The organism is Luteimicrobium album, assembly GCF_030161555.1.
Lineage (GTDB): Bacteria > Actinomycetota > Actinomycetes > Actinomycetales > Cellulomonadaceae > Luteimicrobium > Luteimicrobium album.
Map to the genome: position 1 here is coordinate 1,903,902 of NZ_BSUK01000001.1, position 13,612 is coordinate 1,917,513.

Consider the following 13,612-nt stretch of genomic DNA (forward strand, 5'->3'; position numbering starts at 1 on the left):
CTGGGCGCGCCTCTCGCGGCCGCCACCGGTGCACCCGCGTCCGCGACGTCGTCGGGCGCCGTCGCCACGGACGACGACATCCCGATCACCGTGACCGTCCCGGACACGGCGAAGGCGGACGGACCGTTCACCGTGTCCGACGCGAGCCTGCGCTGGGCGCTCAACGCGGAGGCGGGGAGCGGCGCCTACTTCGGCGGGTGCAACTTCCTCATGGCGGGTCGGCCCGGCACGGACGGGAACACGCACGGCGGGAAGGTCTGGACCGACGCGACGTACTACCACGCGACCGCGGGGAAGGTGAGCGTCGAGAAGCCCGACGCCAAGGGCGTCTACCGGGCGGCGACGTTCGCGTCGCGATGCCAGGCGCCCGGCGGGCAGACGGTGTCGACGGGGAACGGGCTGAGCACGGGCACGCAGGTCGTCGTCGACGGCGGCACCGGGACCGTCGACCCCGACCAGGGCACCGCGACGATCCGCTGGAAGGGCACGTTCACGTCCGTGTTCTACGGCGGGCTCACGTACTGGTGGGCGAGCGACCCGGTGCTCACGGTCAAGGCCGACGGTACGGGCACGCTCACCGCGACCGCGGGCGGGTACGGCACGTCCATGGAGGACCAGTCGAAGTGGGACGCGCTCCCCGCGACGACGGTCGTTCTGGCGGACCTGAAGCGTGTCCCGCTCACCGGGGCCAAGGGCTTCAAGGTGGTCCCGGCGTACGTCGGGACGGCCGTGACCGTGCCCGCCGGCGCGACGGCGCAGGCGCCGCGCACGTCGGAGAACGCGTCGTACTGGGGCTCGTTCCCGCAGAGCTTCGTCGACTTCCAGGCGAAGACCGGACAGCTCTCGTACTGGTTCGCGTCGGGCGGGCAGCGGGATCCGTTCAAGGTCGCCGCGCCGGTCTACGTGAGCTACGACGCCGACGCGCCGGTCGCGGTCGACCCAGGCGACACGACCACGGGCGGGGGCACGGGGGCGGGTCCGGCGACGGGCCCACCAACGCGGTCAGCGAGCCGCCGGCGTCGTCCGGGGGACGGGCGGCTTCGGCAGCTCGGGCGGCGCGGACGACGGCGGCTCCGGGACGTCCGGCACCCGCTCTCCCGGGGAAGCCCGGGCTCCGGGGGAGCGGGCACCCCGTCGGCGCTCGACCCCACCGACCCGATCGCCTCCGACCCCGGCCAGGCGGCCTTCGTCGCCGCTGCGGCACCCACGGTCGGCGGGGGCAAGGCGCTCGTCCCGGCACTCACGGCGGCTGCGCCGTCGGGCGGGGACGTCCTCACGTACGCGACGGCCGGGCTGCTGGTGCTCGCGGCCGGCGCGGTCCACGGCTTCCGGAGGGGGTGGCTCGTCCTCCCGTTCCTGGGGTGAACCCGCCCCGCCGCCGGGGTCTGGACACCGGCCGACGGCGGGACGGCACGTGCCGGCGACGGCACCCATGCGCACGGCAGAGCCGTGCGCCTCGCGTCAACGAGACAGGCACCGCGTGGTGCCGACACGAAAGGACATCATGGACACGAACACGCCACGATGGCGAGCGGGCCGTCGGCTCGCGGCCGGGGTCGGGGCGCTCGCGCTGGGCGTCACGGGCGCGCTGGTCGGCGCCGGGGCGGCGCAGGCGGCGGGCACGTCGGTCAGCGGCGTCGAGCTCGACTGGGCGGTCAACGCCGAGTCGGGCGGCGGGGCCTTCTTCGGCGGCTGCAACTTCCTGTCCGCCGGGGCGGCCGGGAACGCCGGCTCGTCGCGCCTCTGGACCGAGGCCGACGGCTTCTACAAGACGCAGGACGGCGACGTCACGATCGAGAAGCCGAACGCGGCCGGCGACTACGCGCAGCCCACCTGGGCCACCAAGTGCCAGGACAAGGACGGCAAGGCGGTCACCACCGCCGCGACCAGCACGTCGGGCAACCGCGTCGAGCTGAAGAACGGCGCCGGCACGGTCGACACCGCGGCCGGCACCGCCGACATCACGTGGGACGGCTCGTTCACGGTCGTCTACTACGGCGGCCTCACCTACTGGACGGTCTCCGATCCCGAGCTCAAGGTCGCCGCCGACGGCACCGCGACCCTCACCGGCACCGCGTCGGGCTGGGGCGCCGACATGAACGACACGTCCAAGTGGACGGCCCTCACCCCCACGACGATCACGCTCGCGAACCTCAAGGGCGTGACGGTCGACGCGGACGGTTTCACCGTGACCCCCGAGTACCTGGGCGTGTCCGTGGACACGGGTTCGGGCACGGCGCAGAGCACGAGCGGCGCGACGTGGGGCTCGTTCCCGCAGTCGTTCGTCGACTTCCAGCAGCTCACGGGGCAGAGCTCGTACTGGTACTCGTCGGGCGGCTCGACCGACGCCCGCAAGGTCGCCGCACCGCTCAGCGTGGCGTGGGACGTCCCCGCGGCGCCGGCGCTCGACCCGAAGGTCACCGTCTCGAAGACGACGCTCTCCGCGTCGGGCGAGACCGAGGTCACCGTCAAGGGCACCGGCTTCGACCCGTCGGCCGCGATCGCGTCGCGCCCGCCGCTCGCCGGCAAGCCCGCCGGCGTGTACGTGGCGTTCGGCAAGTTCGCCGAGGACTGGAAGCCCTCGGGCGGCGCCGCGTCGTCGACCCGCCCGACGGCGGACGTCAAGTGGGCCGTGTCCGCGGCCGACATCGACACCATCGGCGGGCCCTCGAAGGGCGCCATCGAGCTGTCGGCCGACGGCTCGTTCACCACGACGTTCACCGTCTCGAAGGACGCCGCCGACGAGGCCGCGACCGCCAAGGGCCTCACGGACGGCCGCTACGGCATCTACACCTACCCGGGCGGCGGTGCCGCGCAGCCGGGCTACGAGACGTTCACCGCGCTGACGTTCGTCGGCGACGGCGACGTCCCGGTCGACGTGACCGTCCCCGAGACCGGGGGCGAGAACCCGGGCGAGCCCGGCGACCCCGGTGAGTTCTCGTGGACCGTGCTCGGCTCGGGCGCCGTGGACCTCGGCACCGCGACCGCCGGCACCGACGTGTTCACCGCGACCGGCGCGCTGCGCCAGGTGAAGGTCACCGACACGCGCACCGACGCTCCGGCGTGGACGCTGTCCGGCTCGGTGACCGACTTCCGCTCGTCGGACGGCGCCGCGTCGTTCGGCGGCAAGTACCTCGGCTGGAAGCCGGCCGTCGGTGCCAACACCGTGGGCGCCGTCGCCGGCACTGAGGTCGCTCCCGGCGTGAACGACGGCCTCGCGGCGTCGCGCACCCTCGCGTCGGCGGCCGTCGGCCACCCGAAGGGCGAGGTCACGGTCGACGCCGGCCTGACCCTGCAGATCCCGCTCGACACGGCGGCCGGCGACTACGCCGGCACGCTCACGCTGACCGCGGTCGGCTGACGCACCCGAGCCCCGGCGGCCGGCCCGTGCTCACGGACCGGCCGCCGGGGCGACCCGGAGGAACATGATGATCGACGCCCCCACCTCCCCGCCCCGCCCCGTCTCCTCGCGAACTGGGCCCCCGGGGGCCTACTTCGGCGAGGGGTCGCGCTCGTGATCGTCGTCGGCAGCCTCTTGGTGGCGTTCCCGACGACGGCGCTCGCGGCCACGGTCTCGCCGAGCGCCGCGCCGTCGGGCACGGTCTCGTGGGGGCTCGCTCCCACCTCGAAGGCGCCGAAGGCCGACGTCTCGGGGGTAGCCGCGCCAACTACGCGTACGCGGCGAAGCCCGGGACGACGGTCGAGGACGCCGTCGTGGTCACGAACCACTCGGCCGAAGCCCTGGACCTGCGCGTGTACGCGGCGGACGCGTTCACGACGGCGTCGGGCCAGCTCGACCTGCTCGCCGCGGGCAAGAAGTCGGTGGACCTGGGTGCGTGGACGACCGTCGCGACGTCGTCCGTGCACGTCCCGGCGCACGGGTCGAAGACCGTGCGGTTCACGGTGCGGGTCCCGAAGGACGCCGCGCCGGGCGATCACAGCGCCGGCATCGTGACGTCGCTCGCGCAGCAGGCCGCCGGGTCCACGGTGACCGTGGACCGCCGCCTCGCGCTGCGCATGCACCTGCGGGTCGCGGGGGCGCTCGCGCCCGCGATGACCGTCTCGGACGTCCACGTCGCCGCTGGCAGCTCGGTGAACCCCGTGGCGACCGTGCCCGTGACGGTGCGCTACCGCGTCACCAACACGGGCAACGCCCGCATCGTCCCGGCGGGGACCATCACGGTCACCGGCCCGTTCGGGTGGGCGAAGGTCTCCCTGCCCGACGACGCCCCCGAGGTCCTGCCCGGGTCGAGCGTCGTGCGGACGGTCACCGTGCCTGGGGTGCGCCCGCTCGGCCGCGCGTCGGCGGACGTCGACGTGCACGCGGTCGCGGTCGGCGTCGGGGGAGGGGCGACGGCGTCCGCGTCGGGCGCCGCGTCGGCGTGGGCGGTGCCGTGGGCGGTGCTGGTCGTGGTGGTGCTCGTCGTGCTGGGCGCCGTCCTGCTGCCGCGCCTGCTCGACCGCCGCCGCCCCGCTGTGGGTGACGCGGCGGTCAGTCCCGGAGCGCCGGGTTCCACGTCCGCGTCGTGACGTTGATGGTGTTCCACGCGTTGATGGTCGTGAGTGCGGCGACGAGGGCTCCGAGCTCGTCCGGGGTGAAGTGCCGCGTGGCCTCCTGCCAGACGGCGTCGGGCACGTGGGTCTGCGCGAGGAGCGTGACCTGCTCGGCGAGGTCGAGGGCGGCGCGCTCGCGAGCCGTGAAGAACGGCGCCTCACGCCACACGGGGACGGCGGTGACGCGCTGCGGATGCTCGCCCGCGGCGAGGGCGTCCGTGGTGTGGAGGTCGACGCAGTAGGCGCAGCCGTTGAGCTGCGAGGCGCGCAGCCGGACCAGGTCGCGCAGGCGCGCGTCGAAGCCGACGCGGTCGAGCTCGGCCTCGGCGGCGCGGTGCAGGCGGTTCATGGCCGCGGCGAAGCCGGGGCGGCCTTCTCGATGGCCAGGCGGACGGGGATGGTGACGGGGGCCTCTGCCGAGGCGCTGGTCTCTGTGGTGGTCATGTCCTCGACGTTACGCGGCATCGGCCCGCGCGTAGAGTCCACTTCGATGACAGAAACGTGGGCCACTCGCGCGGGCCTCGACCTGTTCCTCGACCCCGGTGCGGCGCGCGGGACGAGACCGCGCCGCGCCCTCGAGGACGCGCTGCGCGACGCCGTCCGGACCGGGCGCCTGGCCCCAGGGACGCGCGTGCCGTCGTCGCGCACCCTCGCCGCCGACCTCGGGATCGCCCGCAACACGGTCGCCGAGGTGTACGGGCAGCTCGTCGCGGAGGGCTGGTTCGAGGCGCGCGTCGGCGCGGGCACGTGGGTCGGGGAGCCGCCTCGCCCGGCACCCCGCCCGGCGCCGCCCTCACGCGCCACCCGGCGAACCACCGACCTGCGCGCCGGCCTGCCCGACGGCACCCAGCTCCCCCGGGGCGTCTGGGCGGGCGCGACCCGGCGCGCGCTCGCCACTCTCGGCCCGGACGACCTCGGCTACACCCCGCGCGTCGGGCTGCCGGGGCTGCGCGCGCAGGTGGCGGAGTACGTGGGGCGCACGCGCGGCGTCGTCGCGACGCCGGACGACGTCGTCGTGACCACGGGCTTCAGCGAGACCCTCGCGCTCGTGTGCGCGGCCCTGCGGGCGAGCGGCGCGCGACGGCTCGCGATCGAGGAGTACGGGCACGAGGCGCACCGCGCGATCGTCCGAGCCTCCGGGCTCGAGCTCCAGGTGCTGCCCGTCGACGAGGACGGCGCCCGCGTCGACCTTCTCGACGCCGACGCCGTCCTGCTCACCCCGGCACACCAGTTCCCGACGGGCGTTCCCCTGGCCCCGGCGCGGAGGGTCGCCGTCGCGCGCTGGGCCGAGGCGACCGACGGGCTGGTCGTCGAGGACGACTACGACGGCGAGCTCCGCTACGACCGCCGCCCCGTCGGCGCCCTGCAGGCCCTCGCGCCCGGGCACGTCGTCTACGCGGGGACGGCGAACAAGGCGTTCTCGCCCGCGCTCGGGATCGGCTGGGCCGTCGGACCCGGGTGGCTGGTCGCTGAGCTCGACCGGCTGCGCGCCGCCAGCGGGGTGCGCTCGGACGGGCTCGCGCAGGCCGTGCTCGCCGACCTGCTCGCGACGCACGCCTACGACCGCCACGTCCGGCGGGTGCGCGCCTCCTACCGCGACCGCCGCGCCCGGCTCGCCGCGGCGCTCGCCGACCGCGTGCCCGACGCCCGGCTCCGCGGGCTCCCCGCCGGGCTGCACGTCGTCGTCGAGCTGCCCGACGGCGTCCGCGCGAGCGAGGCCGTCGCGGCGGGGGAGCGGCACGGCGTCCGGTTCGAGGCGTTGGCCGACTTCCGCGCGGGCGGCCCCGGATCCGGTGACCCGTCGGACGCGGACGAACGCTGCGTCGTCGTCGGGTTCGGGGCGCCGCCCGCGTCCGGCTACGCGGCTGCGATCGACGCGACCGTGGCCGTGCTGGCCGAGGCGGTCAGGCGCAGTGCACGGCCCCGAGGTCCGCGAACATCGCCGCGTTGAGGCGGAACGCGAGCCTCGCCTCGTCGACGGCGCGCGCGACCTCGGCCTCGTCGAGCCCGAGCCCGTCGAGGCGCTCGCGGTACAGGTCCTTGAACGGCTTGGACTTGGGGATCTCGTCGAACGTGTAGAACGCGAGGCCGTCGGGGCCGAGCCCGTAGTGGCGCTCGAGCATGCGCTTGATGATCTGCCCGCCGGACAGGTCGCCGAGGTAGCGCGTGTACGCGTGGGCCGCGTAGCGCGCGAGGTCGCCGCCGACGCCCTGCAGGTGCGCGACGTACGCGAGGGTCGCGGGCCGGATCACGATCCGCTCGGCCCAGTCCGGCCCGACGAGGAACGCGAGGTCGCGCTCGATCGAGGGGGTGCGGGTGAGCTCGTCGAACACGAGGCGCGCGCCGCGGGCGTCGGCGCGGACCGCCGTGCTCTCGGCCTCGAGCGCGCGGTAGACGGCGAGCTGCTGGGCGGCCAGGTCGGCGTAGGCGGCGACGTCGAGGTTCCCCGCGAGGAGCTGTTCGACGAACCCGGACGCCTCGGCCTGCTCGTGCTCGGGCCGGGTCCCCTCGCGCAGGCGCAGCGACAGCGTGGTGGTGGGCAGGACGTCGGGTGCGACGGTCAGGCTCACGATCTCTCCTCGGGTGCAGATGACACGTTGTCAGGAAGAGTACGCGAGGAAGGTTAGCCTTGCCTACCCTTATCTCACACTGTGATCTTCTGCCCGACGACGGCCACCCCCTGCGCCGGTGAGGTGCGGCTTGTGCACAGCGTGCGTCGGGCGCCGGTGGCCGGCCGCTCGCAGGCGACACCCTGGGCCCATGACGATCCCCGACGCCCTGGACCTGCCGGACCTTCCGCTCGCGACCGACGAGGACGTGACCGAGCGTGTGCGCGACATCGTGGGGCCTGCGGCGCGCCGCCAGCTCTGGCTGTTCTTCCTCGACGACGACGACTGCCAGCTCCCCGTGCTGCTGCCCGTCCCCGACTTCCCGCCGAGCCCCGACGACGGCCACGCCGAGCAGCTCGCGGCGTCGCTCGCGGCGATGATCGAGGAGCTCGGCGCGGCGCGGGTCGTGGTGGTGTGGGAGCGGCGGCTCGACGACCGGGCCACGACGCTCGACCGGGCGTGGGCGGCGCAGCTCGCGCAGGCGTGCCGCACCGCGGGCGTGCGGCTGCGGGGCCAGCTCCTCAGCCACCGTCGGGGAGTGCGCTGGCTGGCCCCTGACGAGCTCGTCGGCCTCTAGCTGTGATGTCCAGGGACGTTGTTCCGATCTCGTGATGGCGACACGGGCTCGGGTTACCGGATGACGAAGGCCTCCGGTTGTGAAGTGGAGCTGTCGAGGAACCACTTCGCACCAACCGGAGGCCTTCATGTCCCACGCTAACGCCCTGCTGACCTCGAAGACGCGGCTGAGACTCGCACGCGTGGTCGTGGACAGCGGCTGGACCTACTCGGCCGCGGCGAAGATGTTCATGGTCTCGGCGCGCACCGCGAAGAAGTGGGCCGATCGGTACCGGGCCGAGGGCGCCGCGGGATGGGCGACCGCAGCTCGCGTCCGCGTCGCAGCCCGACCCGCACCCCGCAGCACGTGGTCAAGCAGGTCGTGCGGTTGCGGTGGCGTCACCGCCTGGGCCCGGTCCAGATCGCTGGACGCCTTGGCATGCCTGCCTCCACGGTCCACGCGGTGCTGGTGCGGTGCCGGATCAACCGGCTGGCCTGGATCGACCGGGTCACCGGCGAACCGCTGCGCCGTTACGAGCACGACCACCCTGGCTCGCTGATCCACGTCGATGTCACGAAGTTCGGCAACATCCCCGACGGGGGCGGACACCGCTACGTCGGGCGTCAGCAAGGAGACCGCAACCGGATCGCTACCACCGAGCGGACCGGTGGTCCCCGCAACCGCTGGCACAACCCGTTGATCGGGCGCGCCTACGTCCACACGGTCATCGATGACCATTCCCGTCTGGCCTATGCCGAGATCTGCTCCGATGAGAAGGGCACGACCGCGGTGGGCGTGCTCGAGCGCGCCGTGGCCTGGTTCGCCGAACGCGGAGTGAACGTCGAGCGAGTGCTCTCGGACAACGGATCGGCCTACCGCTCCCACGCCTGGCGCGATGCCTGCAACCAGCTCGGGATCACTCACAAGCGCACCCGCCCCTACCGTCCGCAGACCAACGGGAAGATCGAACGCTTCCACCGCACGCTCGGCGACGGTTGGGCCTACGCCCGCTTTTATGCCTCAGAGACCGAACGCCGGGCCGCCCTGCCCGGATGGCTCCACTTCTACAATCACCACAGACCCCACTCCGCGATCGGCAACCAGCCACCGATCACCCGGCTGACCAACCTCCCTGGACATCACATCTAGCCGTCGGCGTCTGTGGGCGCCGGCAGGAGCGGGAGAAGCTCGGCGCCCACGCGCAGCAGGGCTTCTGACTGCATGGCGATCGCCCGGAGCCGGTCATGGAGCGCCGAGCGCGCCTCGCGCGTGCCGTGGGCGCTCCCGATGGAGCTCATCACGGCTCGTGCTGCCGGGATCCGGTAGCCGCCCGCGCGCAGTGCGGCGACGATCCGCGCGTCCCGCACCGCGCTCGGCGGGTAGACCCGCGCACCGTGCGCGCCAACCCTCTCCGGCCGGACGAGGCCCTCACCCTCCCAGAAGCGCAACGCGGACGCCCGCACCCCGAGCGCACGCGCCAGCTCGGTGATACTCAGCGCGTCGCCCGGCGCCGGCGGGTCGTCGTGCGCGGCCTCCTCGACGATGTCGTCGAGCGCTCGGAGGGCGGCGAGCGTGTCGTCGCGGGACCGGGCCAGCGCGGTGTGGAGGGCGACGATCCGGGCGACGGCATCGTCGTGAGGAACGGTGCGGATCTCGGGCATGATGCTCCGTGCCTCGACGGGGCCGACCGCGGCCGCGAGGTCGCGGTACGCGCGGAGCGCGTCGACGTGCTCGGTCCCGAAGCGGCGGTAGCCGTTGGGGCAACGCGCGGCGGAAGGGATCACGCCGAGTCGTTCGAGGTCGCGAACCTGCTGGACCGAGTACCCTGCCGCGGCCGCCAGGTCGCCCGTCGTCATCGCGTGGTCCACGCGATCAACCCTCCACAAGCGCTTCAAGATGACACTTGAACCATGTCGATGGACCAGGTTCTCACGGAACTCCGGGGTCTTCCCGGTGTGCTCGAGCTCGCTCCGCAGGTGGGGAGCAAGCAGCCCCCGATCTCGTGGGGGACTTCTTCTTCTACTACGCGCCGGACGGCGAGGTGCCCCGCGCCCGACAGCCGTACGCGACGATCGTCACGAAGGACTACCCGGACGACTCCTGGTCGCGCCTGCGTGCGCCCGACCGGTGGAGGGTCAACGTGCACGTGGGCGCCGAGCTGTTCGCCGAGCTGGTCGGCTACCCGCCAGCTGGGGCGGAGCGCGGAGCGATCGACTTCGGCGAGACCGACGTGTTCCTCCCGCACCCGCTGTACGGCGACTACGGCTGGGTGGCTGTCGTCAACCCGGCCGGCCGCACCATGGGCCGCCTTCTGGTGGCGCTCCGGCAGGCGCACCTCGCGGATCAGCGACGTGTGGAGCGCAGACGCGCGGGTCGGGGTGGGGTCGAGGGTTGACGCGACCGGTCAGGCCGCGACCGGCTGTGCGCCCACCGCGCGCAGGACGAACGACTCGGTCGCTGCGATGCAGCGCTCACGCTCGGGTGAGGACTCGGGGATGAGGCGCCCGGACAGGCAGGCATTGACGAGCCCGACGGTCACCTCGACGTCCTGCGGCGGGAACTCCCCGGTCCGGACGCCCTCGTCGAGGATGTCGCGGAGGATCGTCTCGACGAGGACGACGTGCTCGCGGAGCCGGTGCTGGGCCTGCTTGGACAGGATGCTCCGGAGGTCGGGGCCGGGCGCGAGGTGGAACACGCGCGACAGCCGGGCCTGCTGACGGACGTAGGTGCGGAGCTTCTCGACGGGGTCGTCGACGTCGGCGAGCGCCCGCTCGAGGGTGTGCACGTACTGCTCGGTCTCGTGCGTGATGAAGCCGAGGAGCATCGCTTCCTTGTCCGGGAAGTGGTTGTACACGGCCGTGCGGCCCACGCCGGCGGCCGCGGCGATCTCGGCGAGGGTGATGGTGTCGAAGCCTCGGTCGGTCATCAGGGTGGACAGGGCGGTGAAGAGCTTCTGCCGGGTCTGCGCACGGTGCTCGTGCAGCGACCCCCGATGATCTTTGGCATGCTGACACGGTAACATCGGGACGTCATAACCTTGGACGCCCGTTCACGTGGCCTGAAGCACGTCCCGGAGCGTCATCGGCTCGCGCCCGGTCAGCCGTTCGACGTCTCCGCTGACGTGCCGGAGGGCGCCCTCCGCGATCGCCGTGTAGGTCGAGACCCACGCGTCGACCTGCCACCGCGGCGCCCCGTAGACCGCCCGTGACGTGTAGGCCTCGTGCAGCGTCTCGGCGTGGTAGCGGGCAGACCGGCCGGTGACGTCGGAGATCGTCCGGGTCGCCTGGTCGAGCGTGATCGCCTCGCGACCCGTGAGCTCGTAGGCGCGGCCGCCGTGCGTGCCGGGGTCGGCGAGGACGTCGGTCAGGACGGCCGCGGCGCAGCGCGCGACGTCCGCGCGTGCGACCGCCGCGACCGCGCCGTCGCCCGCCGGCCCACGCAGGACGCCGTCGTCGCCCACCCACGCGGGCAGGACGTCGAGGTAGAGGCTGTCGCGCAGGAACGTCCACGCCATCCCCGACAGCCGGAGGATCTCCTCGGTCGCCGCGTGGTCGCGCGCGAGCGTGAACGACGCGTCGGGGCCCGCGCCCTGGAACGACGTGTAGACGACGTGCCGCACCCCGGCCCGCACGGCCGCCTCCGCGAACCGCTCGTGCTGGTCGGTGCGGTCGACCGACTCGGTCGCCGACACGAACAGCACCACCTCCACACCCTCCAGCGCCCGCTCGACGGCGTCCCGGTCCCCGTACGCCGCCTGCAGCACCTGCGCGCCCGGCAGGTCCGGGGCCCGCTCGGGCGAGCGGACGAGCAGACGCTGGGGGACGCCGTCGTCGGCGAGGAGGCGCGCGACCAGGCCGCCGAGGTGTCCCGTCGAGCCCGTGACCGCGACGCGTGCCAGGGAGGCTTCTTCACCCATGGGCTCATCGTGCGCCCCGACCTACACTGGCTGCACCTCGGCCCGCGACGTCGCGGGCGTCACCCCGGGAGGTGCCGGTGGCCGTCGACCGTCGTGTCAACGTCGCGTACGAGGCCGTCGTGTCCGGGGACGTCGCGTCCGTGCACGGCCGTCCGGGCGTCCGAGCCCTGGTCGCGGACTCGTGGGAGCGCAGCCTGCGCCGCGGACTCGACCCCGACAGCCCGCGCACCGAGGTGTCGCTCACGCACGCCGACCTCGTCGGCGAACGCTCGCGCAGCCCGCTCGCCGCGGCGATGCCGATCGTCCGCGACCTCCTCGTGGATGCTGTCGCCGACGACGGCCTGATCGTCGCCCTGTCCGACGACGCCGGCCGCCTCCTCTGGGTGGAGGGGAACCGGCGCGTGCGCGACGAGGTCGGGAGCATCGGCTTCGTCGAGGGTGCGGTGTGGCGCGAGGACGTCGTCGGGACGAACGCCCCCGGCACCGCGCTCGCGACCGGGCGACCCGTCCAGGTCGTGGGCCCCGAGCACTTCACCCGGCCCGTCCAGGCGTACTCGTGCGCGGCGGCTCCCGTCCGCGACCTCGCGACCGGCCAGGTGCTGGGCGTCCTCGACGTCACGGGCGGCGCACCCGCGGCGTCGGGCGTGATGCTGTCGCTCGTACGCGCGTCGGCCGCCGCCGTCGAGCGCGAGCTCGCGCGGAGCGATCTCGGCGGTCGGCGACCGCCCGACGCGCGGCCCGGCCTGCAGGTGCTCGGCCCGGTGCCCGCGCTCCGCCTCCCCGGCGCCCCGACGCAGCGGCTCAGCCTTCGCCATGCAGAGCTGCTCGTCCTCCTGGCCGAGGGCGCCGAGGGGTCCACCGCCGACGAGCTCGCCGTGCTCCTCGCGCCGGGTGCGCTCTCGGACGTCACGGTGCGCGCCGAGATCTCCCGGCTGCGCCGCGTCGTCGGGCCCCTGCTCGACGGCGGCCGGCCCTACCGCCTGGCCGTGCCGCTCGCCACCGACGTCGCCGACGTCCGTGCGCGTCTCGCGGCCGACGACGTCGCGGGCGCCCTCCACGCCTACACCGGCCCGGTGCTCCCGCGCTCCGTCGCGCCCGGCGTCGAACGGGTGCGCGACGAGCTCGAGGCCGACGTGCGCTCCGCCGTCCTGCGCAGCGCCGACCCGGCCGTCGTCGAACGGTGGACGGGGCGCCGCGAGGGCGCCGACGACCACGCCGCCTGGACCCGGCTCGCCCGGCTCAGCCCGCCGGGCAGCGCCGCGCGCGCCCGCGCGCTCGGTCGCCTCGCACTCCTCGACCGGACGTTCGGTCTCGGCGGTGCGGGCGGCCGCTGAGCTGGATGGTCGGCGGAGTGCGCCTCGCGCGGACGTGCTGGGAGACGGGATGCGGCCCCTCCGGTGAATGGGTGGAGACGTACTCCGTGCTGCTTCCCGCTGACCACTGGGAATCCGACACCCTCACGGTGCGCGCCGCGACATGGCAGCGTTGGCTCGCGGGCGACGGGACCGTCACCGTCGCCGAGCACGCGGGCGAGATCATCGGGATTGCCTTCGGCAGCGTCGGGCGGCAGATCGGGGACCACCCGCCCGCCCGCGAGCGCGAGCTCTGGCTCCTCTACGTGCTCGAGGCCCACCACGGGACCGGCGTCGGCCAGGCTCTGCTAGACGCGGTCCTCCCACCGCGCACGCCCCGCAGGTCTGGGTCGTCGAGCAGAACCCGCGAGCGCGACGGTTCTACGAGCGCAACGGCCTCAAGGCCGACGGCGCACGCTTCGTCGATGAAGAGCTCGACCTCGCCGAGGTCCGGCACGTCCGTTAGCGCGCACCCGCGACCGTGTGAGCGCCACACGCACGGGAATCCTTCCGGAGCCGGTCAGGGCTGGAGCAACGAGTCCGGTTGCGAATTCGCTCCAGGCTTCTGCCAGTCCTGTGCAGAGATCGGAACCGTGACTCCTGACGACTGAGCCAGGGCCGTCCC

General features: G+C 74.0%; 13 protein-coding genes and 2 pseudogenes. 8 read left to right on the plus strand and 7 right to left on the minus strand.

The window, feature by feature from the left end; translation table 11 throughout:
• Positions 1-329: 329 nt before the first annotated feature.
• Both QQK45_RS09900 and QQK45_RS09905 read right to left on the minus strand, forming a co-directional pair.
• Positions 330-494: a hypothetical protein gene (locus QQK45_RS09900; protein ID WP_284293121.1), complete on the minus strand. Its 165-nt coding sequence runs from the start codon at positions 492-494 to the stop codon at positions 330-332.
• A gap of 9 nt (positions 495-503) precedes the next feature.
• On the minus strand, positions 504-884 hold the full coding sequence (locus QQK45_RS09905) for a hypothetical protein (RefSeq protein ID WP_284293122.1): 381 nt from the start codon (positions 882-884) through the stop codon (positions 504-506).
• Positions 885-1,480: 596 nt separating this feature from the next.
• Between QQK45_RS09905 and QQK45_RS09910 the strand changes: the two genes are divergently transcribed.
• Positions 1,481-3,361, plus strand: a complete 1,881-nt coding sequence (locus QQK45_RS09910; RefSeq protein ID WP_284293123.1) for a hypothetical protein — start codon at positions 1,481-1,483, stop codon at positions 3,359-3,361.
• 245 nt (positions 3,362-3,606) lie between these two features.
• Positions 3,607-4,530 (plus strand): WxL protein peptidoglycan domain-containing protein, encoded by a 924-nt coding sequence (locus tag QQK45_RS09915; RefSeq protein ID WP_284293124.1) that lies wholly within the window; start codon positions 3,607-3,609, stop codon positions 4,528-4,530.
• Here the strand turns inward: QQK45_RS09915 and QQK45_RS09920 are convergent.
• The gene (locus QQK45_RS09920) at positions 4,493-4,903 is read right to left on the minus strand and encodes a carboxymuconolactone decarboxylase family protein (RefSeq protein WP_284293125.1); all 411 of its coding nucleotides are present in this window, start codon (positions 4,901-4,903) and stop codon (positions 4,493-4,495) included. The genes QQK45_RS09915 and QQK45_RS09920 overlap by 38 nt on opposite strands.
• A gap of 141 nt (positions 4,904-5,044) precedes the next feature.
• Between QQK45_RS09920 and pdxR the strand changes: the two genes are divergently transcribed.
• Positions 5,045-6,505 (plus strand): MocR-like pyridoxine biosynthesis transcription factor PdxR, encoded by a 1,461-nt coding sequence (gene pdxR, locus QQK45_RS09925; protein WP_284293126.1) that lies wholly within the window; start codon positions 5,045-5,047, stop codon positions 6,503-6,505.
• On the opposite strand, the gene QQK45_RS09930 is transcribed toward pdxR, so the two are convergent.
• Positions 6,459-7,124 (minus strand): biliverdin-producing heme oxygenase, encoded by a 666-nt coding sequence (locus QQK45_RS09930; RefSeq protein WP_348525196.1) that lies wholly within the window; start codon positions 7,122-7,124, stop codon positions 6,459-6,461. The two genes, pdxR and QQK45_RS09930, sit on opposite strands and share 47 nt — an antisense overlap.
• Before the next feature lie 190 nt (positions 7,125-7,314).
• On the opposite strand from QQK45_RS09930, the gene QQK45_RS09935 reads away from it, so the two are divergent.
• Entirely contained in the window at positions 7,315-7,740 is a 426-nt protein-coding gene (locus tag QQK45_RS09935) for a hypothetical protein (protein ID WP_284293127.1), read from the plus strand.
• A gap of 127 nt (positions 7,741-7,867) precedes the next feature.
• Positions 7,868-8,868, plus strand: a pseudogene (locus tag QQK45_RS09940) (IS481 family transposase).
• Here the strand turns inward: QQK45_RS09940 and QQK45_RS09945 are convergent.
• Positions 8,865-9,587 (minus strand): MerR family transcriptional regulator, encoded by a 723-nt coding sequence (locus QQK45_RS09945; RefSeq protein ID WP_284293128.1) that lies wholly within the window; start codon positions 9,585-9,587, stop codon positions 8,865-8,867. The pseudogene QQK45_RS09940 and the gene QQK45_RS09945 overlap by 4 nt on opposite strands.
• Positions 9,588-9,721: 134 nt before the next feature.
• Between QQK45_RS09945 and QQK45_RS09950 the strand changes: the two genes are divergently transcribed.
• A complete protein-coding gene (locus QQK45_RS09950; protein WP_284293129.1) occupies positions 9,722-10,114 on the plus strand; it encodes a DUF6194 family protein in 393 nt (130 codons plus the stop codon).
• A gap of 9 nt (positions 10,115-10,123) precedes the next feature.
• Here the strand turns inward: QQK45_RS09950 and QQK45_RS09955 are convergent.
• Together QQK45_RS09955 and QQK45_RS09960 are read right to left on the minus strand one after the other, a co-directional pair.
• Positions 10,124-10,725: pseudogene (locus QQK45_RS09955) on the minus strand (TetR/AcrR family transcriptional regulator).
• A gap of 43 nt (positions 10,726-10,768) precedes the next feature.
• Positions 10,769-11,635 carry an SDR family oxidoreductase gene (locus tag QQK45_RS09960; protein WP_284293130.1) on the minus strand — a complete coding sequence of 289 codons (867 nt, stop codon included), beginning with the start codon at positions 11,633-11,635 and terminating at the stop codon, positions 10,769-10,771.
• Positions 11,636-11,712: 77 nt separating this feature from the next.
• On the opposite strand from QQK45_RS09960, the gene QQK45_RS09965 reads away from it, so the two are divergent.
• The gene (locus tag QQK45_RS09965; RefSeq protein ID WP_284293131.1) at positions 11,713-12,969 is read left to right on the plus strand and encodes a GAF domain-containing protein; all 1,257 of its coding nucleotides are present in this window, start codon (positions 11,713-11,715) and stop codon (positions 12,967-12,969) included.
• A 71-nt stretch (positions 12,970-13,040) separates the two neighbouring features.
• Positions 13,041-13,598: a GNAT family N-acetyltransferase gene (locus QQK45_RS09970; protein WP_284293132.1), complete on the plus strand. Its 558-nt coding sequence runs from the start codon at positions 13,041-13,043 to the stop codon at positions 13,596-13,598.
• The last annotated feature ends 14 nt before the right edge of the window (positions 13,599-13,612 follow it).